The organism is Litoribacter populi (assembly GCF_007483685.1).
Lineage (GTDB): Bacteria > Bacteroidota > Bacteroidia > Cytophagales > Cyclobacteriaceae > Litoribacter > Litoribacter populi.
This window is the reverse complement of sequence record NZ_VMKN01000002.1, coordinates 203,852-229,259: the sequence shown is the minus strand read 5'-3', so window position 1 is coordinate 229,259 and position 25,408 is coordinate 203,852. Positions and strand designations below refer to the sequence as shown.

Annotated in this window: 21 protein-coding genes; 7 read left to right on the top strand and 14 right to left on the bottom strand. The window is 40.8% G+C overall.

The genetic code is table 11. The features are described 5' to 3' along the window. Positions 1–32 precede the first annotated feature (32 nt). Positions 33–1,823, top strand: a complete 1,791-nt coding sequence (locus FPL27_RS16790) for an ABC transporter ATP-binding protein (protein ID WP_143962387.1) — start codon at positions 33–35, stop codon at positions 1,821–1,823. On the opposite strand, the gene FPL27_RS16785 is transcribed toward FPL27_RS16790, so the two are convergent. The 4 genes from FPL27_RS16785 to FPL27_RS16770 form a co-directional block, all read right to left on the bottom strand. Continuing rightward, positions 1,824–2,273 carry a DUF1569 domain-containing protein gene (locus FPL27_RS16785; RefSeq protein WP_143962386.1) on the bottom strand — a complete coding sequence of 150 codons (450 nt, stop codon included), beginning with the start codon at positions 2,271–2,273 and terminating at the stop codon, positions 1,824–1,826. 4 nt (positions 2,274–2,277) lie between these two features. Further along, a complete protein-coding gene (locus FPL27_RS16780) occupies positions 2,278–2,862 on the bottom strand; it encodes an outer membrane beta-barrel protein (protein ID WP_143962385.1) in 585 nt (194 codons plus the stop codon). 177 nt (positions 2,863–3,039) lie between these two features. Continuing rightward, positions 3,040–5,433, bottom strand: coding sequence for a ribonucleoside-diphosphate reductase subunit alpha (locus FPL27_RS16775; protein WP_143962384.1), 2,394 nt, complete (start codon positions 5,431–5,433; stop codon positions 3,040–3,042). Positions 5,434–5,472: 39 nt separating this feature from the next. Further along, positions 5,473–6,459, bottom strand: a complete 987-nt coding sequence (locus FPL27_RS16770) for a ribonucleotide-diphosphate reductase subunit beta (protein WP_143962383.1) — start codon at positions 6,457–6,459, stop codon at positions 5,473–5,475. A 682-nt stretch (positions 6,460–7,141) separates the two neighbouring features. On the opposite strand from FPL27_RS16770, the gene rplU reads away from it, so the two are divergent. The 3 genes from rplU (at position 7,142) to FPL27_RS16755 (ending at position 10,676) form a co-directional block, all read left to right on the top strand. After that, positions 7,142–7,453 (top strand): 50S ribosomal protein L21, encoded by a 312-nt coding sequence (gene rplU / locus FPL27_RS16765; protein ID WP_143962382.1) that lies wholly within the window; start codon positions 7,142–7,144, stop codon positions 7,451–7,453. Positions 7,454–7,490: 37 nt separating this feature from the next. After that, positions 7,491–7,751: a 50S ribosomal protein L27 gene (gene rpmA, locus FPL27_RS16760; RefSeq protein WP_143962381.1), complete on the top strand. Its 261-nt coding sequence runs from the start codon at positions 7,491–7,493 to the stop codon at positions 7,749–7,751. 207 nt (positions 7,752–7,958) lie between these two features. Beyond that, the gene (locus FPL27_RS16755; RefSeq protein ID WP_143962380.1) at positions 7,959–10,676 is read left to right on the top strand and encodes a S9 family peptidase; all 2,718 of its coding nucleotides are present in this window, start codon (positions 7,959–7,961) and stop codon (positions 10,674–10,676) included. A gap of 39 nt (positions 10,677–10,715) precedes the next feature. Here the strand turns inward: FPL27_RS16755 and FPL27_RS16750 are convergent, their stop codons facing one another. Together FPL27_RS16750 and FPL27_RS16745 are read right to left on the bottom strand one after the other, a co-directional pair. Then, positions 10,716–11,690, bottom strand: a complete 975-nt coding sequence (locus tag FPL27_RS16750) for a c-type cytochrome (RefSeq protein WP_143962379.1) — start codon at positions 11,688–11,690, stop codon at positions 10,716–10,718. A gap of 129 nt (positions 11,691–11,819) precedes the next feature. Further along, positions 11,820–12,998: a baeRF7 domain-containing protein gene (locus FPL27_RS16745; protein WP_143962378.1), complete on the bottom strand. Its 1,179-nt coding sequence runs from the start codon at positions 12,996–12,998 to the stop codon at positions 11,820–11,822. A 133-nt stretch (positions 12,999–13,131) separates the two neighbouring features. On the opposite strand from FPL27_RS16745, the gene hpf reads away from it, so the two are divergent. After that, positions 13,132–13,437: a ribosome hibernation-promoting factor, HPF/YfiA family gene (hpf, locus tag FPL27_RS16740; RefSeq protein ID WP_143962377.1), complete on the top strand. Its 306-nt coding sequence runs from the start codon at positions 13,132–13,134 to the stop codon at positions 13,435–13,437. 151 nt (positions 13,438–13,588) lie between these two features. After that, positions 13,589–16,168, top strand: coding sequence for a zinc-dependent metalloprotease (locus FPL27_RS16735; RefSeq protein ID WP_143962376.1), 2,580 nt, complete (start codon positions 13,589–13,591; stop codon positions 16,166–16,168). Positions 16,169–16,207: 39 nt separating this feature from the next. On the opposite strand, the gene FPL27_RS16730 is transcribed toward FPL27_RS16735, so the two are convergent. The 6 genes from FPL27_RS16730 to lipB are packed head-to-tail and all read right to left on the bottom strand — an operon-like array spanning position 16,208 to position 21,936. Continuing rightward, positions 16,208–16,837 (bottom strand): rhomboid family intramembrane serine protease, encoded by a 630-nt coding sequence (locus FPL27_RS16730; RefSeq protein WP_143962375.1) that lies wholly within the window; start codon positions 16,835–16,837, stop codon positions 16,208–16,210. After that, complete coding sequence (locus tag FPL27_RS16725; RefSeq protein ID WP_143962374.1) at positions 16,838–17,833, bottom strand: polyprenyl synthetase family protein; 996 nt, start codon at positions 17,831–17,833, stop codon at positions 16,838–16,840. After that, positions 17,826–19,988: a ribonuclease R gene (gene rnr, locus FPL27_RS16720; RefSeq protein ID WP_143962373.1), complete on the bottom strand. Its 2,163-nt coding sequence runs from the start codon at positions 19,986–19,988 to the stop codon at positions 17,826–17,828. The genes FPL27_RS16725 and rnr overlap by 8 nt, the downstream gene beginning before the upstream one ends. Positions 19,989–20,032: 44 nt before the next feature. Next, on the bottom strand, positions 20,033–20,770 hold the full coding sequence (locus FPL27_RS16715; RefSeq protein WP_143962372.1) for a 3'-5' exonuclease: 738 nt from the start codon (positions 20,768–20,770) through the stop codon (positions 20,033–20,035). Between the two features lie 8 nt (positions 20,771–20,778). Further along, the gene (locus tag FPL27_RS16710; protein WP_143962371.1) at positions 20,779–21,180 is read right to left on the bottom strand and encodes a hypothetical protein; all 402 of its coding nucleotides are present in this window, start codon (positions 21,178–21,180) and stop codon (positions 20,779–20,781) included. Between the two features lie 6 nt (positions 21,181–21,186). Next, positions 21,187–21,936, bottom strand: coding sequence for a lipoyl(octanoyl) transferase LipB (lipB, locus tag FPL27_RS16705; protein WP_143962370.1), 750 nt, complete (start codon positions 21,934–21,936; stop codon positions 21,187–21,189). Positions 21,937–22,007: 71 nt separating this feature from the next. Here lipB and FPL27_RS16700 point away from each other — a divergent pair, with 71 nt between their 5' ends. After that, a complete protein-coding gene (locus FPL27_RS16700; protein WP_143962369.1) occupies positions 22,008–22,364 on the top strand; it encodes a YraN family protein in 357 nt (118 codons plus the stop codon). 7 nt (positions 22,365–22,371) lie between these two features. On the opposite strand, the gene wecB is transcribed toward FPL27_RS16700, so the two are convergent. Both wecB and FPL27_RS16690 read right to left on the bottom strand, forming a co-directional pair. After that, a complete protein-coding gene (gene wecB, locus FPL27_RS16695; protein WP_143962368.1) occupies positions 22,372–23,460 on the bottom strand; it encodes a non-hydrolyzing UDP-N-acetylglucosamine 2-epimerase in 1,089 nt (362 codons plus the stop codon). A gap of 21 nt (positions 23,461–23,481) precedes the next feature. Further along, positions 23,482–25,374 (bottom strand): polysaccharide biosynthesis protein, encoded by a 1,893-nt coding sequence (locus FPL27_RS16690; protein WP_143962367.1) that lies wholly within the window; start codon positions 25,372–25,374, stop codon positions 23,482–23,484. Positions 25,375–25,408: the final 34 nt, after the last annotated feature.

Below are 25,408 nucleotides of genomic sequence, written 5' to 3'. Positions count from 1 at the left end.
AAGAAATCAAGTCAATAAAAAGTTTTTATTTTGTGAAGCCCCTCTGGAGATTAAATAAATACCTATTTAAGTATAAAGGATACCTTTTGCTTGGTATCGTCTTTACCATCATATCCAATATTTTTGTAATCATTCCAGCGCAACTGGTTAGGGTTGCTATTGATTATGTGGTGGAAAGCTTCAGTTTCTATCAGTTCTATGATGGGGCGGAAATTGAGTCCGTTGCACGGAGTGGATTTTTAAAATTTATTTTCATTTTCGGGTTTTTAATTCTGGTAATGGCTCTGCTCAGAGGCTTGTTCTTATTCCTTGTACGTCAGACCATTATCGCCATGTCGAGGTATATAGAATTTGATCTCAAAAATGAAATATTTAGGCATTATCAAAACCTTCCATTAAGCTTCTACCGAAGAAACAGTACAGGCGATCTAATGGCGCGAATCACAGAGGATGTGAGCAGAGTGAGGATGTACCTTGGACCTGCGATTATGTACGGTATTAATTTGTTGGTGTTGTTTCCTCTGGTGATCGGGTATATGCTTTCCGTGAATGTAAGATTGACGCTTTTTTCCCTTTTACCACTTCCTGTATTATCCCTCAGTATTTATTTTGTCAATAACCTTATTAATGAAAGGTCTGAAAAAATACAACGAAGCCTTTCCAACTTAAGCACTTTTGTCCAGGAGGCATTTTCCGGAATCCGGGTTATCAAGGCTTTTGTGAGAGAAACAGATAGTGCTAATGAATTTGAAAAAGCGAGTGAACATTACAAAGACAAGTCTATTAGGCTTACGTTAGTTCAGTCCCTTTTTTATCCATTAATTCTTGCCTTGATTGGAATCAGTACGATTATTACAGTCTATGTTGGCGGTATTGAAGTTATCAATGGCGCAATAGGGTATGGAGTAATCGCCGAATTCATATTATATGTTAATATGTTAACCTGGCCGGTAACTTCCCTTGGCTGGGTAACAAGTATAGTACAAAGGGCGGCTGCTTCTCAAACTAGAATCAATGAGTTTCTGGATGAAAAAAATCATATCATAAGTACTGAAGAACTCGAAGAGGAAATAAAAGGCAGTATATCTGTTCGGAATGTTTCATTTGTGTATCCAGATTCGGGTATTCAGGCATTGAAAAATTTGAGCTTTGAGGTGGAGGCAGGAGAGTCTTTAGCTATTATCGGAACCACCGGTTCTGGGAAGTCTACCATTGCTAACATTCTTATGCGGATGTATGACACCAGCGAGGGTGAAGTCTTAGTGGATGGAAAGAATATTAAAAGCTATAAAATCGAATCGCTTAGAAAACAGATAGGATTTGTGCCTCAAGATGTTTTTCTATTTAGCGATACAATCCAAAATAATATAGGATTCGGGACCGATGGACTTGCTGACGAAAAAGTCTATAAAGCAGCCAAAGATGCCGACGTTTATGAAAATATTATGGACTTTCCAAATGGGTTTCAAACCAGGCTTGGAGAAAGAGGTATAACGCTTTCTGGTGGGCAGAAACAGCGGGTATCGATTGCAAGGGCAATTGCCAAAGAACCGAAAATACTTTTATTGGATGACTGTTTATCAGCTGTAGATACCAAAACAGAAAATGCAATTTTGAACGCTCTGAAAAATATAATGGAGGATAGGACCTCCATTATTATCTCTCATAGGGTGTCTTCAGCTAAGCTTGCTGATAAGATTATTGTTTTGGATGATGGGTATATGGTGGAAAAGGGTTCCCATGAGCAACTCTTGGTTAAAAAGGGTGTCTACGCTGATCTTTACGAAAAGCAAACCCAATCCAACGAGACTATCGAAGAATAATCAGTGCCTGTAGTCAATCCCGAATTGAGAAAAGTGATGCTGAAAATGCTTGGCATGAAAACTTTTCCACTCCTCATAATTTAATTCACCAAAGAAGGGGTGCACATTTGTAGCTTCCGTATGTTGAAAATAATAAAGCTCAAACTGCTGCCAAGCTTTTAATAGCTCAGCCTTGGCTTCCTCCAAACTATTGAAGCGTAAAGGTAATAAACTACCATTCGTTCCGGGGGCTTTTATACCTTTTGGAATGTCCTCATTTTCCACAATGATATTATGCTTAATAGCCAGAGCCTCAGGGGAAGGCTTGATTGTAGGGACTTGAATTTTTCCCTGAGAGAGCTTCAATGTTAGAATCAGATGCTCCAACATGTGCTGGGGTGTCATAATTCCGAATAAGGGCTTCTGCTCAGCTGTCAACAGCTTCAGTTTCTGGAATAATTGTTTATCCATTTAGTTATCTATTTATATAGGGGTTACCTCCAATTTGCATGCCCAACCCTAAGCTGATAAAGTTAGTTATTTGCCTTCCAGTGAAGTTATAGGCCACCATCATTCTGAATTTCCCTGCCATGAGTCCTGCTCTAGGGGCAAATCCAAAGTTGACAATAGAGCCTTGATTAGTAATAGTGTTTCCATTGTCGGGATCTGTGATCTCAAAATCGCTTCGGCGGTACATTCCAGCTGCTAATCCAAGAAATGGCCGGGTATTGGTGGTGTTGAAATGATATTCACCAGTAAGGGAGATATTTCCGATAGCCTGAGCGGTGATAGTTGCGTCTCTGTTGTTAAGGATAAATTGACCCTCTCCCAAGATGTTGCTGCCCAAATTAAGTCCAACATGCCATTGGTCATCGATGCCGTATCTCGCCTCGGCAAATGCTCCACCACCTATAGTTAAGTTGGGATCGGTAGGAAAAGTCAAGTTTATTCCGACATCCACCTTGAAGGGATGAAAGATGCGCTGCTCTTGATTGAATGCTTGCGCATTTGCAACACCGCTACTTATTATTAAAAGGATAAAGATCCAGGCTACTCTCATTATATAATCGTTAATGCTGTTATTTACACAATTGATTTTACTAATGAAAGGTTTATTTTTTCTTTCGGATACTAAAAAGATCGATATGAGTGAGGAAGGAATAATTGAACATAAAAAAAGCGCCGATACTGATCGGCGCTCTTTCCCACATTTAACCACTACACTTATTTTCAAGATTTAGCTTCCGCACATTTCACAATCATCTGGATTGTCCAGAGAGCAGGCAATGGCCTCTTGCTTCGTATTTTTTGTGCTGTCTGTCTCGACTGGGGCCGGTTTGCCTGCCAGTTGGGATTTGTCCACGGTAAACTGGATGGCAGAAGCAGCAGCTTTTGATCTTAGATAATACATGCCTGTCTTGAGTCCTTTTTTCCAAGCATAGAAATGCATGGAAGTCAATTTTCCAAAGTTTGGCTCCTGAAGGAACACATTCATACTTTGTGACTGGCAGATGTAGGCGCCTCTGTCGGCAGCCATGTCAATGATGATTTTTTGAGAAATTTCCCACACCGTTTTATAGATGTCTTTGATATTTTGAGGGATTTCCGGGATGCCCTGAACAGAACCGTTGGCTGCGATGAGCCTGTTTTTCATATTTTCATTCCAGAGTCCAATTCTAATCAGATCTTTCATCAAATGCTTATTTACAACGATGAATTCTCCGGATAGTGTCCTACGGGTGTAAATATTTGAGGTATAGGGCTCAAAACATTCGTTATTTCCAAGGATTTGTGAAGTGGAAGCCGTTGGCATAGGTGCTACTAGCAGGGAATTTCTAACTCCATACTTACTTACTTGTTCCTTCAATCCATCCCAATTCCATCTACCTGATCTTGGTTTTACACCCCAAAGGTCAAATTGGAATTCGCCTTTAGAAACTGGAGATCCTGCATAGGTTTCATATGTCCCCTCCACTTTTGCCAATTCCATGGAAGTTTCCATTGCGGCATAATAGATAGTTTCAAAGATGTCCTCATTCAAACCTTTTGCCTCTTCAGAATCAAAAGGCATTCTCAACATGATAAAGGCATCAGCTAATCCCTGTACGCCCAGCCCAATTGGTCTATGACGGAAATTGGACTTTTCAGCCTCCTTTACGGGGTAGTAGTTGACATCAATCACCTTGTTCAGGTTTTTGGTGGCTACTTTGGTGATACGATACAATTTGTCATGGTCAAAATAGCGCTTGCCATTACTGTCTTCCTTGATAAATTTGGGAAGGGCTATAGATGCTAAGTTACAAACCGCTACTTCATCCGGAGCGGTATATTCCATGATTTCAGTACAAAGGTTTGAGGACTTGATAGTACCCAGATTCTTCTGGTTGGATTTTCTGTTTGCAGAATCCTTGTAAAGCATGTAAGGAGTTCCGGTCTCAATTTGCGATTCCAAAACTTCAAACCAGAGGTCTTGGGCCTTGATTACCTCTCTTGCTCTACCTTCACGCTCGTATTTGGTATATAGCTTTTCAAATTCGTCACCGAAGCAGTCAGATAGTCCCGGTGCCTCATGAGGGCAGAACAAAGACCAGTCTTCATTGGCTTCCACTCTTTTCATGAAAAGATCTGAGATCCACAAGGCGTAGAAAAGGTCACGCGCTCTCATTTCCTCTTTACCGTGGTTTTTCTTCAATTCGAGGAAATCCTTAATGTCAGCGTGCCAAGGTTCCAGATAGATTGCAAAACTACCTTTTCTTTTTCCACCACCTTGGTCCACATACCTTGCGGTCATATCAAAGTTTCTCAACATAGGTACAATACCGTTTGAAACTCCGTTCGTTCCTCTGATGTAACTTCCTTTAGCTCTGACATTATGGATGGAAAGTCCAATTCCACCTGCTGACTGAGAGATTTTCGCACACTGCTTCAATGTGTCATAAATTCCGTCTATACTGTCATCTTGCATGGTTAGTAAAAAACAGCTGGAAAGCTGCGGCTTTGGCGTACCTGCATTAAACAGGGTAGGGGTGGCATGAGTAAACCATTTTTGGGAAAGCAAGTGGTAAGTCTCGATAGCCGAGTCAATATCCTCTTTGTGGATACCCACAGCAACTCTCATCAACATGTGCTGAGGTCTTTCCACTACTTTGCCGTCAAGTTTGATCAAGTAGCTTTTTTCCAAAGTTTTGTAACCAAAAAAGTCATAGTCGAAGTCTCTTCTATACTCGATGGCTTCATCTAGTCTAGCAGCATATTTTTTGATCACCCCGTATACGTCTGGGGCAATAAGAGCGGCATTTTCCCCTGTCTTAGGATTGATGTAGGTGTAGAGTCTTTTCATGGTGTTTGAAAAAGACTGACTGGTGGTTTTGTGCAAGTTGGAAATGGCAATCCTAGCAGCCAGAATTGCATAATCTGGATGCTTAATCGTCAATGATGCACATACCTCAGCGGCCAGGCTATCAAGCTCGCTAGTGGTCACCCCGTCATACAGACCATCAATAACTTTTTTTGCAACCTCGATTGGTTGGATATATCTTCCGTCCAATTCATAGCAAAGGTTTTCAATCCTAGTAGTGATCTTGTCGAATCTAACCGATTCTCTTCTTCCGTCTCTTTTTATTACTAACATGTGCTTACTTAACTTTAATGGTTTATGGAAAAAATATGCTTAAAAATCTTCTTCAATGGAGAATTTACTGCTGGACTCAGGGTTGTCTTTTGATTTCATCACACCAGCCTTTTGGTAGTCACCTACTCTTTTCTCAAAGAAGTTGGTTTTACCTTGAAGACTGATCATGTCCATGAAATCAAATGGGTTGGTGCTATTCCATACCTTGTTGCATCCAAGTTCCACCAATAGTCGATCGGCTACAAATTCGATATACTGGCACATTAGGTCGGAATTCATACCTATCAATCTAACCGGTAATGCGTCGGTCACAAATTCTTTTTCAATCTCTACCGCATCTTTGATGATCATGGTAACCGTGTCCTTAGGGAGCTGGTTGACTACATGTTCGGTATAAAGGTGGCAGGCAAAATCACAGTGAAGACCCTCGTCTCTGGAAATAAGTTCATTTGAGAACGTAAGGCCTGGCATTAGGCCTCTTTTCTTCAACCAGAATATCGAGCAAAACGATCCGGAAAAGAAAATTCCTTCAACAGCAGCAAATGCAATAAGTCTTTCTTGGAAGCTTCCATTATCAATCCATCTCAAAGCCCAGTCAGCTTTTTTCTTTACGCAATCAATATGTTCGATGGCGTTGAGTAGTCTGTCACGTTCTTTCGCATCTTTGATATAGGTGTCAATGAGTAAGCTGTAGGTTTCAGAATGTATGTTTTCCATGGCAATCTGGAAACCATAGAAAAATTTGGCTTCTGTATATTGCACTTCGGCCACAAAATGCTCAGCAAGGTTTTCGTTAACTATGCCATCACTGGCAGCGAAAAATGCCAAAACGTGAGAGATAAAGTGTCTTTCGCCATCAGACAGGTTTTTCCAATCCTTTACATCTTGGCCTAAATCAATCTCTTCAGCGGTCCAAAAACTGGCTTCTGCCTTTTTGTAATAATCCCAAATATCGTCGTGCTGGATTGGGAAAAGGACAAATCTGCTACTGTCGCCTTGTTCTAATATGGGTTCTGGTCTTTGCATTTTTAATTAGATTTTCGTTTGAGCTTCGGACAGGAAACCAACATTTTGTTGGTGAAAATTTTTCTTCCATGTGTTCTATTACCGGAGAGCCTTCCTGAACTGTGTTAAGCAAATATGAAAAACATATTTTAAAATTAAAAAGGACAAAAAGTAGAGACGCAGCTTTATTGACCTCTAGTCAAAATCTATGTAAATACCAGGAAATCAATACATATATAAGGGTTTACTTCAATTGTAGCTTTCATGTTTTCGCCTCATTTGGGCCCTGTGAAGAATTTTTAAAAAAGTTAAAAAAAGTTTCCAGCTGGTTTTTTGAACCAATGATTGACTTTTGGTCAAGAAAACTATTGGTCATAATAATATCTGTTGAGGCGTTGATATATAGTGCTTTAGTTGGAAACTTTTACCAAAATGCCTGAATATCAAGGTTCTGATTTATGCAAGAATTGGCTCGAATTAAAATGATATTTATTTGTGAATACCATTTGGAAATTAGGGAATAAGGGGGATTGTGTAAAATCACCAATTATAATGCAAAATCACCAATTAAATATAGCTATATTTATATAGGTACGTTTTAGGGAGTAGGTGAGCGATAAAATATAAGAAGGTATTTTTATTAAAAGTATTTCTTCCTTATATTTGCACCTCAATTTGATAAAAAGTCTTTTATATCAACATTATGTACGCAATAGTTAACATAGCAGGAAAGCAGTTTAAAGTAACTAAAGATCAATACATCTATGCACCAAAAATGCAGGGTGATGTTGACGCTTCCGTTGAATTTGATCAGGTCTTGTTGGCAGACGACAATGGCACAGTATCAATCGGCGCTCCACTATTAGGAGGCGCCAAGGTATCAGGAAAAATTCTTGGACATGTGAAGGGTGACAAAGTAATCGTCTTCAAGAAGAAGAGGAGAAAAGGTTACAAGAAGAAAAACGGTCACAGACAAGATTACACCAAAATACTTATTGAAAATATTTCACTATAAGATTATAGCGTAGTTATAATCCAAAACATTAAAAGTTATGGCTCACAAGAAAGGTGTCGGTAGTTCCAAAAACGGTAGAGAATCCCATAGTAAGAGACTTGGCGTTAAGAAATTTGGCGGCGAGGCAGTTATTGCTGGTAACATCATCGTAAGACAAAGAGGTACTAAGCATCATCCAGGTGAGAACGTTGGTCTAGGAAAAGATCACACGCTTTTCGCAACTGTTGATGGCAAAGTACAGTTCAGAAAGAAATTTGACGGTAAATCATATGTAAGCGTAGTGCCTGCAGAGGCTTAATTCTTACAGAGATTTCATTTTAAGAAGCCTTTTTCCTTCGGGAAGAAGGTTTTTTTTGTGGGTTTTATTTTTTTTTATAAAGATTATGCTCATTATAATAGATTTATAATGAGGTTTACTTGAGAAAGAAATTAAACCACAGATGTAAAAAAGATTTTTTGATAGTAAAACTTTGGGGAGCTTAGGGAAAGACTAATAATCGTTCCCATGAAAAAAATTTGTTTACTCCTTTTGTTTACTGCCATATCCTTTCAGGGGTTTTCCCAGCAGAAAACCCTACAACTTGAGGATTACAAACGCTGGTCAAGAATAGTGCAGCCCACCCTGGCTGATGATGGCAATTGGTTTGCCTATTCGCTTCGTCCAAATGGCGGTGATGACACTCTCCATTTGAAAAACTTATCCACTGAAAAGTTGGAAAGAATCGAAAACGGATCCAATCCCTTATTTGCATCCACTTCTAAACACGTGGCTTATTTTACCCAGCCGGGAAAGAAAAATGCCGAAGAACTGAAGAAGGAAAAGAAACCCGTGATTAAAACTGCTCATCTTAAAACTTTGGACCAGGAGAAAGCCTATGAGGTAAGCAAAGCAGAAAAGATGGAGTTTTCCGAAAATGGCAAATATTGGGCAGTCCATAGATCTAAGCCCGAGGGTAACAAAAACTCCCATAAAGGCGCTGATCTTGTCATTCATGATTTGGAATCAGGCAATGTCATGACTTTGGGAAATGTAGAGGAATTTTCTTTTAACAAGCATTCAGATATGCTTGCCTATACGGTTTCTGCTGAAGATAAAATTGGAAACGGCGTGTTTTTGTTAGATTTGAATAGCAGGTCTACTAAGGTTTTGGATTCGGAAAAAAGCAATTTCAAGCATCTTATATGGGATGACCATCGAGCAGAAAGAAGTGAGTGGGAGTCAAAAGGTAGAACGTTGGCTTTTCTGAAAGGTGTGGCTGATGATTCTCTTGTCCATACAGCCTATGATTTGATGGTATTTACGGATTTAGACCAGTCGCCTAAAAATCATCCATTGAAAAAAGATAACAATGTCTTGGGAGAAATGGTAATTAGTGATCTTTCTCGAATATATTTCAAGGAAAATGGAAAGGGAGTCTGGGTTGGGCTGAAATCTCAGGATGTGAAAGTGAAAATAAGCAAGGATACTATCCCCAATGTAGACGTGTGGCATCACAAAGATGACAGGATTCAATCAGTGCAAATGGTGAGAGCAGAACGCAATAGAAGAAATACCGAAACGGGACTCTTTGATTTTGAGAGCGGAGCCTTTACCCAGCTTACCGATCACCCAGACCAATCTCTGGTGATGAGCAACCACAACCGCTACCTAATCAAAAGAGACGAAAAGCCTTATGTGAGTGATATCAATTGGGGTGTGTCACCTTCGGATCTATATAGGATTGAAGTTTCTTCTGCAGAGGAAAAAATGATCGATAGCGAGGTGAACCGTCCCTTGGAAGTGTCACCTGATGGGAAATTTTATATTTATCAGAAGGATTCAGCCCTGATAGTTTATGATTTGGAAAATGACAGAAAGATTAATGTTTCCGAAAAGGCAGAGGTAAACTTTATGAATATGGACCATCCCTATCCACACGAAAATCCTCCTTATGGGGTGGCTGGATGGACCAAGGATGGGCAGCATGTTATCGTGAATCATGATTATGATCTTTGGCTTTTGGCAGTGGACGGATCCTCTGCCGAGAACCTTACTAAGGTAGGCTCAGAGAAAGAAATTAGATTCCGTATTGCCAATTTGGATAATGAGGAAAAATGGGTTGATTTGAAAGAGCCTGTCATTTTAACCGCATATGGGGAATGGACAAAGAAAAGCGGTTTTTATATCTTGAAGCAAGGCCAGCAACCTAAAGAATTAATGTATGAAGATGCAATGTTTGGTTCTACCCAGAAGGCTAAAGGGGCAGATAAGCTTGTGTTCACCAAGCAGACCTTTACCGAATTTCCGGATTACTATATAGCTGACCTGAATTTTGGCAAACCTCAACGGATCACTGAAGCCAATCCACAACATAGTGAATATGCCTGGGGCAAAAGAAAATTAGTTGACTTTGAAAATGGAAGGGGGGATAAACTTCAGGGTACCCTTACTCTACCAGCAAATTATGAGGAAGGAAAAAGCTATCCTACTATCATATATTTTTACGAAAAAATGTCCGATCGTCATCACCAGTATTCTATGCCAGTATATGATGATAGACCCCATATGTCCACTTATGCCAGTAATGGCTACATGGTTTTCATGCCAGACAATGTCTATGAAGAGGGTCGTCCTGGTACCAGTGCCCTTGACGGGATTACTTCAGCAGCTAACAAACTAATTGAGCTAGGCTATGCAGACAAGGAGAAAATAGGGCTGCAGGGGCACAGTTGGAGTGGGTACCAGACTTCATTTATTTTAACTCAGACGGATATGTTTAAATGTATCGTGACCGGAGCTCCACCGACGAATCTTGAAAGCTTTTACAATAATATATACGGTAGTTCGGGAACAGTCCATCACGGGATTATGGAAATTGGGCAAGTGAGAATGGGTAGAGGTGTAACTCCCTGGACCCATAGGGAGGATTACCAGCGAGAAAATCCAATGTTTCACATTCAAAATATTAATACTCCATTCTTGATTTTGCATGGAACCAAAGATGGAGCGGTAGATTGGTCTCAGGGACTAGAACTCTTTAATGCTGCTCGTAGGATGGGCAAGGAAGTTATTTTTCTTTCATACCCAGAGGAAGGACATCACCTTACTAATGAGGCGAATCAAAAGGATTTTCAGGTTAGGATGAAAGCATATTTCGATCACTATCTAATGGATAAGGATGCCCCAGACTGGATGATTTCAGGAGTGCCGCATTCTAAAAAGCTTTATGAATTGGCAGAATAAGAAAGATGTCGGTCTCTCATATGTGAGGCCGACATCTTTTTAAGGAGCCGGTGTAAATCGCTCCACTTTGTTTTCAACTGGAGGGAGCGACTGTAAGTAGGTGTAAATTGCCCCCAAATCCTCCTCGCTCATTTCAGCATACATGGACCATGGCATAATGGTTTGAAATTCTCCGGGAGAGACTTTTGCCAATGTTACCGAGGGAGCGGAATAACTTTTAAATTTTTGAATAAACTCTTCCTGCGTCCAGTTTTTTAAGCCGGTTTCGTGGGGTGTTAAATTGGCGGAGCGTACGGTCGCACCATCTGGGAACTGCATTTCTCTGCCACCTGCTAGGAATTCACCTACAAACTTACCGTCCCTAAAATCAGTATGACATTCATTACAAGCTGCTGCATTGACCATGTAGCGACCATATTCAAGCACATCGTCTGGTTGAGGTTTCTTTTCAAAAGCAGGCCTTTTAGGCATGGTTCGCATGATGAGATTCATGGGGAAATCAGCTTTTGACTTCGGGTGATTGGTCTCCACGGGTGGTACAGATCGGATGTAGGCAATGACAGCTTTTATGTCATCTTCGTCCATTCTGCCAAAATTGTGATAAGGCATTATGGGGAAAATGGGATCTCCATCTTTTTTCACCCCTGTGGTAATCAACCTGAAAAGCTCTCCATCGGTCCAATCGCTGATTCCTGCTGGAGTGATGTTTGGTGAAATAAAAACTCCTGGTAAGCCAATGGCGTGATCAAATACCTCCCCGCCGGCCAGTTCTGTTCCTTGTATGGGAGGCGCGCTGAAGATACTGAAGTCCCTTTGGCTATGACAGTCCACACACATCATCACATGTGTGGCCAAATACCTGCCCTTTTCTACTTGTTCTGCATTCAGGTCTACGGCCAAATCGGGGGCAGCATCCACTCTGGGAAGGGCTATGGAAATATAAGCTACCACAGCAATCAAAATAATTAACAACCCAGAAATTACAAAAGCGAATATTCTAAATATCTTCTTCATAGGTTTAAGGATTTAAAAATGATTTCTTTACAAATTTCAATAAAAAAATCGGTTATACCTATGAAAGTCAACAGCTTAATAATGAAAAAAAATAAAAAAGGAGCGGAGAATAAATCTCCGCTCCTTTTTTTATAATTCGTACCTTAAAGTGCCTGCTATCAAGGCAGAGTCTGGCATATTTTCAGGTTCTACAAAGTATACCTTACCGCCATTTTCTTTCACTTTTACCGCCGCTAGATCGATAAGACAATGATTATTCCCATTAGGGTCATCATCAAAGCTAAGCTTGTAATTTTCCTCATCATAAGTTCCCCATAAGTGCTTATGCTTTTTGCTGACCAACAAGGTGTCCACTCCGCCGGTGATGGAAGCTTTGATCAATTTCGCATAATCATTGGACAATGCTAAGTTTTTGGAGGATTTGAAACCGAAATCTTCTTTTCGGCTCTTTCTTTCCTTCTCAAAATGAGGTTCGGCAATAGTCCAGGCTTTTTGATGGAGCTCACGATGGTCGGCATTCTTAACGTTGAATTGTGCACCTGCAACATGTCCATCCATCAAATTATTGTATTTAGAAGCCTGTCGGAAAAGAGGAATCAGATAATCAACACCCGCAAGATATAATGGAAGAGGATGCTGGTTCAATATTGGTTCCAGCATGTTAGTCATACGGTGGAAATAATTCAGGATGGTTACTTTCTTATCTTCGTCAGAGCCTTTAGCATGGCCATGAAACATGGCTCCCGCCTTTCCAACGCCACCTTGACCTTGCAAACTTTCTTGGTTTTCATCTTCCTCCTCTTCAGCAGTAAAGGAAACGGCCACTTCTTCAGGGTCCAGCTCTACCTCATTTATGGTGTTTCGGGTGGCTTCAAATAACCTGATTCTGTCCAGGTTTAGAAGAAGTATATAGAAACGCCCATCTCCGGTCAGTTCGGGAATTATGGGCAATAGGAATGGCCTTTTGCCGACAAAATTCATCCCCTTTTCAATGTTAATTGGCAATCGGAAAAACTCCGCTTTTCCATCAATTATATAATAGGCCAGCATATCGGAATTGAATTTCCAGAAATCATAATCTTCTAACAGCTCGTAGCCTGGTTTGAGAAATTTTGCTATATCCTCTTCCTCCATCTTGCAGATGTTCTTCAGATCATTCTCCGTTGCGGCAAGTTGGTTTTTAAAATGCGTTTTATCAGCCTGATAGCTATCTGTACTTTTTTGGCTGGTAGGAATATAGATTGAAACCACGCACTCCCCGCTGGTTTTGGCAAGATTTTCGAAATGGTTGTTGTGAAATATTTTCATAAGGGTGGAAAATTTTAGGTTTACTTGGTTAAAGTGATCTAAAAAGATTCATTAGAATGATATATATTTAAACAAAAACCCTGCCTATAAAGGTTTTTAAAAAACAGCACTTATAATCAAAAAAATAACATTTATGAACTACACTGAAAATTACAAAGGCATTAAAATAGATGTCCAGGCGGTCAATTTGGAAATAGGTGACGCTGTGCAACAAGAGGTCCGGTCTTCCATTGACAAGCTATTGAGGTTTACTCATGAGATCAATTGGGTAGATGTCTATTTCAAGACCGAAGGTTCCAATGGTCAAGACCACAAGGTGGGTATGAAAGTGGGCATCCCGGGGCCTGATGCATTTGCGGAAGAAAATGGTGAGCACTATGTGCCAATGTTGAAAAACGTGACGGACAAACTTGTTCGCCAGCTTCAGAAAAGTAAATAGTGAGGTTCAATTTCTTAATAATGAACGAAAAAGGGGGGCTTTTGCCCTCCTTTTTCGTTTTTTAACTTTTAATAAGAATTAAGCTGTTTTATTTTAGGGTTTCATTGATTATATTGATTAAAATAATTCCCAGAATTTTACCCAGAATTTTATGAACCTAATCAAAAGCACTTCTTTTGCTGTGCTTGTGGCAGGCGGACTTATGTTTGCCCCCCAAGATGCCCAGGCGCAGTTGTTTAAGAAAAAGAAAGCGGAAACTACCACTCCAGTAGCTGCTTCAGAAAAGAAAAGCGAAAAAAAATCAATTGATGAGCTTGTCAAAGGTCATCAAAAAATCGAAGGGCTATTCACTTTTTATCAGGATACCACTAGTGGAGAACTGAAAATGCTCATCACCAAGGAGCAGCTTGGTAAAGAGTTTATCTATTTTAGCCAGGTGGCGGATGGAGTGACTGAGGCATCTGCCTTCCGTGGGGCTTATAAGGATTCCAAGGTTTTCAAGGTTGAAAAGTATTTCAACAAATTGGAGTTTGTAAGCCAAAACACCTCACATTATTTCGACCCTGAAAATCCATTGAGTAAATCTGCCGATGCAAACATCAGCCATGGCATGATGGCAACAATGAAGATTGAGGCCAGTGATGATGAAAATGGGCTTTATTTGATCAAGGCGGATAACCTTTTTCTTAAAGAGACTTTCTCAGCCATTAAACCACCTTCCTATCCTGGCCAATCTCCAATGGCATTCAAGCTTGGTAATCTAGATGGCGATAAGACAAAAGTGTTGGCTGTAAGGAACTATGACTTAAATTCGGATTTGGCGGTTGAATACGTATTTACCAATCCGTCGGTTTTAAACGGTGGTTCAAGTGCAGTTACTGATGGAAGAAATGTTAGTATCAAGGTTTACCATAGCTTGATCGAAATGCCGGACAATGGCTATCAGGCAAGATATGATGACCCAAGGGTAGGGTATTTTACTACAGAGGTCACGGATATGACTTCTAGTTCTGCCACTCCATATAAGGATTTAATACATAGATGGGATCTAAAGAAGAAAGATCCAAATGCCAAGCTTTCAGAGCCAGTTAAGCCGATAGTATGGTGGATTGAGAATTCAACTCCACATGAGTGGAGAGAGACCATTGCAGAGGCGGTTTTGGAATGGAACAAAGCATTTGAGCATGCTGGATTTAAGAATGCGATTGAAGTTAGGGTGCAGCCTGACGATGCTGACTGGGATGCTGGAGATATCAGGTACAACGTACTCCGTTGGACCAGTTCGCCTAACCCACCATTTGGAGGATACGGGCCGAGCTTTGTCAATCCAAGAACAGGGCAAATTTTAGGCTCCGATATCATGTTGGAATTCGTCTATCATACCAACAGAGTGGTGATGGATAAGATTTTCAATGATTTGACAGTGTTTGAAAACGACCAAATGCAAGGTAATGACCCTCACCTATACTGTGTGGCCGGACACCAAATGCAGCATAACATGATGTTTGGGCAGGCTGTGTTGATGGCATCCGGTGCTTCTGATATGGAAATGGTTGGTATGCGTAAAGAAGCTATGGCCGAGTTGCTCATGCATGAGGTAGGGCATACGCTTGGGTTGAACCACAACATGAAAGCCAGTCAACTGTATTCTCCCGAAGAATTAAAGGACGGGGATTTCACTAAGGGAAAAGCACTTTCCGGTTCGGTTATGGATTATTTGGCTATAAACGTCAACAAGGATAAGGACAAGCAAGGACACTTTTTCTCCACTACTGTCGGTCCTTATGATAAATGGGCAATTCAGTTTGGTTATGCGGAAGTGGATGAAGAGGGTTTGAATACAATTCTGGCTGAATCTACCAAACCAGAGCACATCTTTGGAAATGATGCTGATGATATGCGGGCTCCGGGAAAAGGAATTGACCCACGTGTAATGATAGGGGATCTTTCCAATGACCAGATTCAATATTCAATTGATAGGATGGATCTAGTCAAGGATATTATGAAGGATGTGAAGTCCAAATATACCAAAGAAGGTCAATCTTACCATGAATTGAACCAAGCGTACAATGTGCTGATGGGGCAATATGCCACCGCAGCAGGTGTGGTGTCAAGGTTTATCGGCGGTGTCTATGTTGATCGTTCAATGGCGGGTCAGGAAGGTGCCGATCAGCCGTTTACTCCAGTAAGTCTTCAGGATCAGAAAAGAGCCATGAATGCTTTGGGTAAGTATGTTTTTGCTCCAGATGCCTTCAACGTGTCCAATGACTTGTACAACTATTTGGCGCAGCAAAGGAGGGGGTTCAATTTCTTCAGTGGCCCTGAGGATCCTAAAATCCATAAGCAAGTGTTGAATTATCAGAAAAATGTGCTGAACCACTTGTTGCACACAAATACTTTGCAGAGAATCTCTGATTCCGAGCTGTATGGCAACGAATATAAGTTGGCAGCTTTCATGAATGATCTTACCAAATCTGTATTCGACGAGGACATGAACAAGAATGTAAATACTTTCCGTCAAAACCTTCAGTTGGAGTATGTGAATTCCTTGAAGGCGATGGTTGCTGGCGATAGCAGTGGGAGATATAACCACTTGGCTAAATCCTCCGCTTTGTATAACCTAAACTATATTAAGGGCAGGGTAAGTAATGGTGCTGGAGACCTGGCTACCAAAGCACATAAAGATCATATCAAAGTATTGATAGATAATACGCTGAAAGAAATCAAATAAGGTTTGGCAGGAATACTGCAAAATGATAAAAACTACAGGTCAAAACGGCCTGTAGTTTTTTATTTGCTCAAAAAAGCTGACTGCACTTTGAGGATTTAGAATTAGAATAAAGATAATACCGAATAATGCTCCGTATAAATGGGCGTCATGATTGATCCCATCTTTATCTTGCATACCTTTTACCACAGAATAAATTAAGAACAATACTCCTAGGATAAATCCTGGAAGACATATTAAACCGAACAAACAAATGTCGGCCAATGGCATCAACATGATACTGGCAAACACCGTGGCCGAAACTCCACCCGATGCCCCCAAGGCATGATAGCGAGGGTTGCTCTTTTGCTTGAAGTATGTAGGAATATCGGAAATAATGATGGCTGCCAGGTAAAACAACACATAGAAGACAGTTCCAATCACTCCATTAAAATAATACCCAAGAAACTGTTCAACTACTCTTCCAAAAAAGAAGAATGTAAACATGTTGAACAACAAGTGTGTGAGGTCTTTGTGTATAAAACCACTCAATACAAATCTGTCCCATTGGTGGTACTCCTTAATCAAATAAGGGGTAAACATCCAACGGTTTAGAAGTCCGTGATTTTTAAAGCCTTGAAAAGAAACAAGTGCGGTAAGTGCAATAATTACTAACGTAGCGGAAATCTGCATTTAACTTTCTCTATCGATGAGATCTTCGGTTAAAGTTTTGAGTGTTTGTAAGGCTTGCTGATTTTGGACCTCAAGTCTTTCCAATTGGGAAAAACCTTGCTCAAAATAGCCAGCCATTTTTTTCTCAGTGAGGGTGTTAATGGCATTTTCGGTAAAGATTGCCGTAACCTCCTTAACTTTAACCTCGTTGGTTTTTGTGTCAGAAGTTTCGAGCCATTTATCCAGTTTTTCAAGCTGCTTCCCTTTTGCAGTTTCCTTGGCTTTGATAAGGAGGAATGTCTTTTTATTCGAAATGATGTCTCCCCCGACCTGCTTGCCAAATTTAGCTTTGTCAGCATATACATCTAGAAGATCGTCTTTCAGTTGAAATCCAATACCCACATTTACACCAAAATCATAGAGCGCTTGGGAATCCTCGTCGCTTGCTCCTGCCAAAATGGCTCCCAGTTGAAGTGAAAACCCTAATAATACGGCAGTTTTGAGTCTGATCATTTCCAAGTACTCAGCTTCACTTACCTGATCCCTCGTTTCAAAGTTCATGTCCAGTTGCTGCCCTTCGCAGACTTCAGCTGCAGTTTTATTGAAGAGCCGGAGGGTTTTGGGCAAATATTGAGGGAGGATTTCCAACAGCATGTCGTATGCTTTTACAAGCATCACATCACCTGAGAGGATGGCTGTATTGGCATTCCATCTTTCATGAACGGTTGGGTTGCCACGTCTCAAGGGTGCCTCATCCATAATGTCATCGTGCATCAAAGTGAAGTTATGAAAAACCTCGATGGCAGATGCGGGAGTAAGGATGCTTTGATGGTCGTCTTTATATAGGCGATAAGCCAAAAGAGTAAGCAGTGGACGAATTCGTTTTCCGCCCAGCTGCATGATGTAATCTATAGGTTGATAAAGTTCGGTTGGCTCCTGGCCATAATTGAGGCTGGTGAGATGCTCTTCCAATTCCTTCAATAATTCCGGAACGTTTATCTGTTTAATTTTAGTCATTATCTGCAAATTCCAAATCTATGGTTCTACGGTCAATGTCGGTGGCAACCACCCGTACATGGACTTTGTCCCCAAGGGTTATCATTTTCTTGTTTTTCGCGCCAATTACCCGCATGTTCTTCTCGTCAAACTCATAATAATCATCATCCATGGTTTGAAGTCGGACCATGCCTTCGCATTTGGTTTCAGTAATCTCCACAAAAATACCCCATTCTGTAACACCGGAAACGATTCCACCATAAACTTTTTCCTCTGCAAGGGACATATACTCCACCTGCTTGTATTTGATGGAGGCTCTTTCGGCGTCGGAGGCTCTTTTTTCCCTGTCTGAGGAATGCATACACTTGTCCTCCCAAGCCTCCTGATCAGGCGATTTGTTACCATCAAGATAATGTTGCAACAGTCTGTGAACCATCATATCAGGATACCTTCTGATAGGGGAGGTGAAGTGAGTGTAATGCTTGAATGCCAAACCAAAGTGCCCTTTTGGCTCGGTTGTATATTTGGCTTTGGCCATGCTTCGGATAGCTAACTGCTCCAATACGTTCTGTTCAGGCTTACCTTGGATCTCATCCATCAATTTGTTGAGAGAATAGGAGATGCGGCCTTCTTTTTCCAAGTCTACCTCATGCCCAAATCTTTTCGCAAAGTTTGAAAAGGTTATTAACCTCTCCGAATCGGGATAATCGTGGGTTCTATAGACAAAGGTGTCATTACCTTTATTCTTGTTATAAATGAATTCCGCTACTGTCTTATTGGCCAATAGCATGTATTCCTCAATCATTTTGTGGATGTCTTTCCTTTCCTTGACCATAAGTCCCAGGGGAGTACCGTCCTCATCAAGCTTAAACTTGACTTCGACAGTTTCGAAATTTATTGCCCCTTTCTGAAAACGGGTTTTCCGGATTTTCTTAGCGAGATCATTTAGGTGAGTAAGCTCTTGGTAGAAGTCACCGGATTGGTTGTCGATGTTTTCCTGAGCATCCTCATAGGCAAACCTACGGTCGGAATAAATGATTGTCCTTCCTATCCATTGTTTTACTACCTCAGCATTTTCATTGAGTTCAAACACACATGAAAAGGTGAGTTTTTCTTCCTCTGGGCGTAGAGAGCAAAGCCCATTACTCAGTCTTTCAGGCAGCATTGGGATGGTTCTGTCCACCAAATAGACGGATGTGGCCCGGTCGTATGCTTCTTTCTCTAGAAGGGTGTTAGGACGGACGTAGTGGGTTACATCGGCGATGTGTACACCGACTTCCAAGTTTCCGTTTTCCAGTTTTCGATATGAAATAGCATCATCAAAATCCTTAGCATCTGCAGGATCAATCGTAAATGTGGTAACATCTCGAAAATCCTTCCTTTTGGCAATTTCACTTTGTGGTACCTCCTCACGGATTTCCTCTGCCTCTTTCTCTACTTCTTCAGGGTATTCGAAAGGAAGACCAAACTCCGCCATGATGGAGTGAATTTCTACTTCGTGATCACCGGCCTCTCCAAGTACACGCAGGACTTTTCCTGTTGGGTTTTTATCATCATCGCGCCACTCAGTGATCTTAACCACCACTTTTTGATTGTGCTGTGCGTCCATAAGGTCGCCTTTTCGGATGAAAATGTCATGGTGCATTTTTTTAAAGTCAGCTACCACAAATGCGAAACGGGGTGAGATTTCAACTCTTCCCACAAATTCGTCTCTATTACGGCTTATAACTTCCAAAACCCTACCATCAAGTCTTCCTGAACGGTTTGGGTTAGGATTAATCATAATGCGGACCTTGTCGCCATCAAGAGCGTTTTTGAGGTCGGAGTCTTTTATCTGAATGTCTTTTGGAAACTTTTCTCTGTCATCAGGAATAATGAATGCAAATCGTGGATTTACATAGTCCACAGTGCCAGTAATGAAGTCAGGCTCCTTAGTGGAGGAGTAGGCATTTCTAGGATTTTTGCTCACTGAGCCACTTTCGACAAGTTTATGTAGGGTTGAATCCAACATCGACTTGGTTTTGGCATCTCTTAATTCAAGTTTTTTTACTAGCTGTTTGGAGGAAAATTCCTCTCCAAAATTTTTGTCTAAAAAGTTCAAAACTGTTTTGGCCAGTTGGGCCGAGTCCATTCCTTTTTTATTCTTAGGTGATTGTTTGTCTGATTTTCTTCCCATAAAAATTAATTGTTAATAATAAATAAGCTAAAATATCCTGGTATTTAATTCTCAACCTGTGGGGTGTCCAGGTTGAAAACTTCCATTTCCAGGTCTGAAGGCAGGCCTTGATAGGCCAAATAAACTCTTGCTGTGGCCTCCACATCTCTTAAACAATAGCTTCTGATTATATTTAAACCCTTTTGCTTATAATAAGTTTCATTGACCTTACTTCCATCTATATCCTCTTTTGGGCTGGGTATGCCGAAAAGAGCAGTAAGCAGGTCTAATCTTGTATAATGTTTATAGTCACCAAATTTCCAAAGCTCCAGTGTGTCCAAATGGTTGATCTCCCAGGGTTTTTTGCCTGCCATCTGTAGGGCATTGGGCAGTGGAATCTGATTTATCAGCATCCTTCTACAGAGGTATGGAAAGTCAAACTCTTTGCCGTTGTGGGCACAGAGGGTCCAGTTTTTTCTTTCAAGTAATTCTCTGAATTCCCATAAGGTTTCATTTTCTGAATCAGCGGCAAAGCTTTTGGTTCGGAATTGAAATTTTTCGGTCTCAGGATTGAAAATGATATATCCTACCCCGATACAGATTACCTGTCCAAATTCCGCAAAAATTGCACCTTTGTCAGAATAATAAGCTTGAGGGCTGATAGAATCATCTCCATTTCGGCGATGTCTGAGCAGCCATTCGGCTTGTAGTCTTGGATCGAGTTCGTCAAAATTCTCCGTGGAGGTTGCCGTTTCTATATCAAGAAAAAGTATATTTTTAAGTTGGTTAAAAAAATCTGCCATATATAAATTTATGAGTGTAAGACTCCTTCGAGGCCTAGCTCTGGAATGAGTTTGATGTTTTCCTCATCCATGCTCCCTACTACGAAAATGAACTTCTTGTCGAAGATTTGATCTAATATATAATAACTTACCCAAAATTCATTGTTCAGTTTGAAAAGTGCAGGATCGATAGGTTCAATTTTGGCAATACTTTGGGATCCCAGCTCTTCGATCATGTGCCGGAGAGTAGAGGTCTTCTTTTCCTCCCCATTAATGAGGCCATACCCTTTGGAGGTAATCATGAGGGTTTTGAGTTCGATTAAGTTGAGGTTGATGATGTAAACTCCCCACTCTTCATTGCCGTTGATTTCTTCTTTTGCAATGGCCAGTTTCACTCCGGAGACAGGGTGAAAGTCAATATCCTTTTTCATTTTTGATTAAATATTAAATATATCTTCGGAAGTAACTGTTATTGCCTCTTCCATGCCAAATAATTGAATGAGGTGATTTTTGACGCATTCTTTAACTTTACTTTCATCCACCTTTTGACCCAACTCTAAATGTAGCGAGGTGACAGCCTTATCAGCAATTCCACAAGGGACAATATTGCCAAAATAAGCGATATCCGCATTGACGTTAAATGCAAAACCGTGCATGGTGACCCAGCGGCTAGATTTAACACCCATGGCACAGATTTTCCTTGGATTTTTTTGCTCTAAGTGATCAAGCCATACGCCAGTTAGTCCTTCTATCCGGCCTGCTTCGAGGCCATAATCTTTTAATGTAAGAATGATGGCCTCCTCAAGAAGCCTGAGATATTTGTGGATGTCTGTGAAAAAATTTTCCAAATCAAGTAAAGGGTAACCTACAAGTTGACCGGGACCGTGATATGTGATGTCCCCACCACGGTTTATTTTATAAAACTTAGCTTCTTTTTCATCAAGCCCTTGTTTATCCAAAAGCAGATGGGAGGGGTCACCGCTTTTTCCAAGTGTATACACATGCGGGTGTTCAACGAATAAAAGGTAATTTGAAGTGGCCTTTTGCTCCTCAGAACTAGCTTTGCGGTTTGCAATTTTAGCCTCCACAGTTTTTGCGAAAATCTTTTCCTGCAAATCCCAGGTTTCCTGATAATCTTTTAGCCCTAAATCTACGAACTTTACCTTTTTATTAATAACTTGATTCACAGTTGTTTCTTTGAGTTTGGAACAGCTATTTTTAAGCTTACTTTTTCAAAATTACATAAATAATTTTTCCTATGGCACTGCATCTTCAAAAAGGCTTTGAAGCCGAAAGGCTCGCCGCTGATTGGCTGATTTCTAAAGGGTACTGCTTGCTAGCTTCCAATTTCCGTTACCGGCATGCAGAGATTGATCTTATTTTAACGCATCAAGGGATTTTGGTTTTTGTGGAAGTCAAATTTCGTAGCGGAGTCAGTTTTGGGCACCCTGAGGAATTTGTAGATTTTCGCAAAAAACAATTGATAATCCGAGCAGCCGATCATTTTATTCACCTTCGGGATTGGCACCGGGATATTCGCTTTGATATTGTGTCGGTTTCAAAGGATCCAGAAGGTAACTTCACTTATTATCATTTTGAGGATGCTTTCTATTAAATAATCTTTAACCGTAAATTTCCTTCAACTTGCTTACGATTCTCTGGGCTGCCTTTCCGTCCCAGAGTGGAGGAGTCTTGCCTTTTTTCCAGTTTCCAGATTTTATTTTCTCCAAGAAAGGTGGGAGCTTGGTGGGGTCGGTGCCAACGAGTTCATTTGTGCCCATATCAACCGTTTCAGGTCTTTCAGTATTGTCTCTTAAAGTAATGCAGGGGACTTCTAAGACAGTAGTTTCTTCTGTTATTCCTCCTGAATCAGTAATTACTCCCAAGGCATTTTTGACCAAGTAGTTGAATTTCAAATAAGATAGAGGCTCCACCGTAATCAAGTTGTCATATAGGATTCCGAGGCTGTGTAGTATCTGTGCTGTTCGTGGATGTACTGGAAAAACGACTGGAAAGGGAGCGCAGCCTTTTACGATGGTGTCCATCATTTGTTTGAGTTTTGTTTCCTCATCCACGTTGGCAGGACGGTGAAGTGTTAAAACCATGTATTTTTTTTCTTCCAGGGGTTTATCTTGGAAATTAAGTTTTGGGTCTTCCAACCTGTTCAGATTACTCAAAAGAGTGTCAATCATGGTATTGCCCACAAAATGAATTCTTTCATCGGTAATACCGGTATATCGAAGGTTTTGGTTTGCTAGCTCACTGGTGGTAAAAAAGTGATCAGAGATGCTGTCGGTGACAATGCGGTTAATTTCCTCAGGCATGCTCATGTCACCAGAGCGTATGCCGCCCTCCACATGGACTACGGGAATGTTGAGTTTTTTTGAGGTAATGGAACAAGCCATGGTGGAGGTGACATCACCAACTACTAGGACTACTGTGGGAGGGTTTTGCAACAACTCCTTTTCAAATCCGACCATAATTGATGCCGTTTGTTCTGCTTGAGAACCGCTTCCAGCACCTAAATTTGCATCTGGCATGGGAATGCCAAGTTCATCGAAAAAGTCACCAGACATCTTCCGGTCGTAATGCTGACCAGTATGGACTAGGCGAAATTGAATTTTTGCATTATTCTCTTCTTTGATAGCCCTGATAATGGGGGCTATCTTCATGAAATTTGGCCTTGCTCCCGCTACTATAGTTATCTTCATGGGGCAAAGGTAAAAATTACATTAATTAAGCCGGTTAGATAACTCAACAAAGTTATTGTCACTTACAAATGCAGGGATGACACTTTTGAAAAACTTATGCAAAGTCAGCGTATCCTGATTTTTCAAAATATCTTCCAATTCATCAATTTTTTCAGAAATGTCAAAGTTGTTTTCAGTTAATGGCTGAAGTCTTGTCAATTGGGGAACATGGGTTCTTTTCAGCTTTTCGGATCTCTCGTCAAAAAGAGGGAAAGCCTCTTTGGGTTGCAAGTGCTTATTGTAGTGTACTTTAAGTTCAGTGGAAATCTTACCCTCATTTAGCTGAACGGTCTTTTTGACTAACTCTACGAGTTTGATTGGACTGTTTTTTTCCATGGTATATATTTCCCCTCCCTTCCCGATCTGACTAGCAGTAAGTATAAATTTACAGGTTTGTGATGAGGTGAAGTATTGGTGGGTGGTGTCCGGGTGGTGTATATTGATCGTGTCCCCATTTCTGACCTCACTTTTTATTTTTTGAAGACTTTGATCGTTTACACCTAACACTTCCCCGTGCCGAACAGTCATGAATTGGGTTTTTGGGGCAAAGCTAGGCAGGTCATTTTTGTATTTCACATACATCTCTGCCAGTTTTTTGGAGGCTCCGATTATTTCTGTTGGATTTACAGCTTGATGAGATGAAATAAGGATGAATTTTTCCACATCATACTCAAGTGCTAATTCTGAAAGGTTCTTTGTTGTCAATACGTTTGCCCTGACAGCTTCTTCAGCATACACTTCCATCATCGCCGGATCATGGAAAAGCGCGGCATGATAAACTAATTCTGGGCGGTGGGCCTCAAACAATGCCCTCACTCTACCCTTGTTGCGAATATCAATCACGGCTGTGGTGACATGGCTTTTAAGCTTAAGTTGCTTAATTCTAAAACTTAGATCAGCTATTGCAGCTTCAGATCTATCTATAATGATGATATGTGCAGGGTTTTGATAAATTAGTTGTCTGCAAAGTTCGGATCCCAACTTGCTTCCTGCAGCAGTTATCATTACGGTTTTATTGGAAAAGAAATGTTTTTTGCTGCTTGTAGCTTTCTCAACTGGAGCTTCTTGAGTCAAGTAGTCTTCGATCACGGCTTTTTTTAAAACATATTCTCCTTCATTAATATCCCATTCATTAGATGGGGTTAGCAAACTGGGGTGGATACCGTTTTGAAGGCATGCATTGATATAAGTTCTTTTTTCTTCCAAGGATAGTCCTTCCTCGCTAATGAAGACTTCGGTGATTTTATGTCTGGCAATTACCTTGTGAAGCTCATCAAGGTTTTCATAAATGGGAGGCCCAAGTATTTTTCTACCGGATTCTGTGAAATTTTCTGATACATAGGCCTGAATGAAATGAAGGGGAAACCCTGCATTTTTCAGTACCCTTCTTGACATAGCCTGGGATGCGTTATGTGCAATAATTAAAATGTTTTTCTGTACTTGGTGGGTCTGGGACAGATAATCAACCCCCTGACGCAAAGCCATTCTGGTAAATGTAAGGCCGAAAAGAGAAACGCCTAATCCAATAGATATCACTCTACTTCCGGGAAGGAGGGATAGCCCAAAGATGAGTCTATCCACAAAAGAAAAAATCGCTATCATGACAGTACTGACTATCAATGTTCTCAGGATTGAAAGCACCTCTTGCACTAAGTTGTCATCTGCGGAAAGAAGATGGTTTTTTAACAGGTAACAGGAAAATGTAGCAATGGTGGCAAAGAGAATGCCTCCCGCCAAGAATCCTGAAGAAGCTAATAGACTGAAGTTGAAATCGGATATAGCGAAGTAGCTGAGAATGCTTGCATGGAAAAACACCAAGAAGTCCAAAGCTAGTACCATCCATCCTGGAAGTAGGCTGTGAGAAGGTTTAGTCACGGTTAAATTGGGCAAAGTGGGCAAATTATTTCGG

What these genes read in the sequence shown, in the direction of transcription:
- hpf (WP_143962377.1), top strand. Translation starts at nt 13,132, where the DNA reads ATGAACTACACTGAAAATTACAAAGGCATTAAAATAGATGTCCAGGCG.
- FPL27_RS16780 (WP_143962385.1), bottom strand. Translation starts at nt 2,862, where the DNA reads ATGAGAGTAGCCTGGATCTTTATCCTTTTAATAATAAGTAGCGGTGTT.
- FPL27_RS16750 (WP_143962379.1), bottom strand. Translation starts at nt 11,690, where the DNA reads ATGAAGAAGATATTTAGAATATTCGCTTTTGTAATTTCTGGGTTGTTA.
- FPL27_RS16710 (WP_143962371.1), bottom strand. Translation starts at nt 21,180, where the DNA reads ATGAAAAAGGATATTGACTTTCACCCTGTCTCCGGAGTGAAACTGGCC.
- rplU (WP_143962382.1), top strand. Translation starts at nt 7,142, where the DNA reads ATGTACGCAATAGTTAACATAGCAGGAAAGCAGTTTAAAGTAACTAAA.
- FPL27_RS16770 (WP_143962383.1), bottom strand. Translation starts at nt 6,459, where the DNA reads ATGCAAAGACCAGAACCCATATTAGAACAAGGCGACAGTAGCAGATTT.
- rnr (WP_143962373.1), bottom strand. Translation starts at nt 19,988, where the DNA reads ATGGGAAGAAAATCAGACAAACAATCACCTAAGAATAAAAAAGGAATG.
- FPL27_RS16745 (WP_143962378.1), bottom strand. Translation starts at nt 12,998, where the DNA reads ATGAAAATATTTCACAACAACCATTTCGAAAATCTTGCCAAAACCAGC.
- FPL27_RS16730 (WP_143962375.1), bottom strand. Translation starts at nt 16,837, where the DNA reads ATGCAGATTTCCGCTACGTTAGTAATTATTGCACTTACCGCACTTGTT.
- FPL27_RS16735 (WP_143962376.1), top strand. Translation starts at nt 13,589, where the DNA reads ATGAACCTAATCAAAAGCACTTCTTTTGCTGTGCTTGTGGCAGGCGGA.
- FPL27_RS16775 (WP_143962384.1), bottom strand. Translation starts at nt 5,433, where the DNA reads ATGTTAGTAATAAAAAGAGACGGAAGAAGAGAATCGGTTAGATTCGAC.
- FPL27_RS16715 (WP_143962372.1), bottom strand. Translation starts at nt 20,770, where the DNA reads ATGGCAGATTTTTTTAACCAACTTAAAAATATACTTTTTCTTGATATA.
- FPL27_RS16725 (WP_143962374.1), bottom strand. Translation starts at nt 17,833, where the DNA reads ATGACTAAAATTAAACAGATAAACGTTCCGGAATTATTGAAGGAATTG.
- FPL27_RS16700 (WP_143962369.1), top strand. Translation starts at nt 22,008, where the DNA reads ATGGCACTGCATCTTCAAAAAGGCTTTGAAGCCGAAAGGCTCGCCGCT.
- FPL27_RS16755 (WP_143962380.1), top strand. Translation starts at nt 7,959, where the DNA reads ATGAAAAAAATTTGTTTACTCCTTTTGTTTACTGCCATATCCTTTCAG.
- rpmA (WP_143962381.1), top strand. Translation starts at nt 7,491, where the DNA reads ATGGCTCACAAGAAAGGTGTCGGTAGTTCCAAAAACGGTAGAGAATCC.
- wecB (WP_143962368.1), bottom strand. Translation starts at nt 23,460, where the DNA reads ATGAAGATAACTATAGTAGCGGGAGCAAGGCCAAATTTCATGAAGATA.
- FPL27_RS16785 (WP_143962386.1), bottom strand. Translation starts at nt 2,273, where the DNA reads ATGGATAAACAATTATTCCAGAAACTGAAGCTGTTGACAGCTGAGCAG.